The organism is Mesorhizobium sp. M8A.F.Ca.ET.021.01.1.1 (assembly GCF_003998025.1).
Taxonomy (GTDB): domain Bacteria; phylum Pseudomonadota; class Alphaproteobacteria; order Rhizobiales; family Rhizobiaceae; genus Mesorhizobium.
The window spans coordinates 1-1,338 of sequence record NZ_RZSJ01000933.1 but is presented as its reverse complement, the minus strand read 5'-3'; the positions used below and the strand labels follow the sequence as shown (position 1 = coordinate 1,338).

Here is a 1,338-nt window from a genome sequence, read left to right as displayed (position 1 = left end):
GACTGAGGACCCTCACCGGTACTCGAAGATCGACCTGAATATGCCCGGCGCGATCACCGACAGCGGATTGACGTCGAGCACCGGCTTGTTGGCATTGCCCCTGAGCCGGTAGGTGACGCCGATCAGGCCGCGGTCGCGGCCATTGCCCAGAAGCGCGCCGACGATGGGCAGTTCGCCGAAAATACGGTTGAGGCCGTAGACCGGCATGAAGGTGCCGGTCATGTCCATATTGTTGTTCTGGTCGTAGAGGATGCCCTGGAACGTCGTGCCGATGCGCGGGCCACGCAGCACGCCATTGGTCAGCTTCAGGTAGCCGCTACCCTTGTCGATCTCGGCGTAACCCCGTTCGAACTTCACTCGCGACGTGTCGAGCTTGCCCTTCACCGCCTGGTTGAGGCTGCGGCTATCGCCGGCCGGCGTGGTCGAGACGATGGAGGCGAGTTTGGGTTCGTTGACGACGAAGAAGTTGCTGGTGTCGACCTTGCCCTTCATCGGTCCATCGCTGGCTCCCGACAGGGCCAATGTGATCGCGCCACCTTCCATGTGCTCATAAATGTTGAGGAACCGCAGGATGGCGCCGGCGTCCGCCGACTGCACGTTGAGCGAGCGTCTGTCGTCGCCGGTGGTGTTGCTGATGACGATGGCGGCGCCGGAACTCGCCGTCGCGCTCACCTTCAGTCCGTTCACCCTTGAACCGGCCGCACTGTAGTCGAGCTTCAGGTTGGACAGTTGCTCATCGTGGAAACCGGTCAGCTGATTGACATCGGCGCTGACGGAAATGTTGTCTGTTCCCGTCGTCTTCGTTGCGGTGTCCACATCGGACGTAAATTGCTTGATGAGCGAACGAGCGTCGAGCGCATTGCCATTGATGTCGACCGCGTAGCCCTTGCCCGATCGCTTGACCGAAACAGCCACGTCGTCGCCCCTGTTCAAGGTGACCTTGTTGAACTTGGCCGAAGACAAGGCGCCGTTGACCAGCACGATACTGCCGTCGACGGAGAACGTCTTGCCGTCGAGCTCGAAGTCGGACAGCGTCGTGGTGTCGCCGGACTTGGTCATGACGAATGTGGCGCTGGCGGGAACCCCCGCCCCCTTGCTCCAGCCGGCCCAGGGAATGTCCAGCCTGGCGTTGGTCAGGTCGGCCGAGACGTTCTGGTTGCCGTTGCCGCTCTTGTCGATCGCGACCTTCACCGTTCCGCCAAGCAGCGGCGTCAGGCCGGGCATGGCAACGGCGCGGATCTTGTCGTCGAGCACCAGGGCTACCTTGCGGCTGCGCGCCGGCCCGTCATCGGCCAGCGGCTCGACCAGATCGAGTTCGGCCGGAATGCCATTCAGCGA

1 pseudogene is annotated in these 1,338 nt (G+C 62.6%); it reads right to left on the bottom strand.

The features are described 5' to 3' along the window. Nucleotides 1-12 precede the first annotated feature (12 nt). A pseudogene (locus tag EOA36_RS35580) lies at nt 13-1,338 on the bottom strand (AsmA-like C-terminal region-containing protein); the annotation flags it as partial.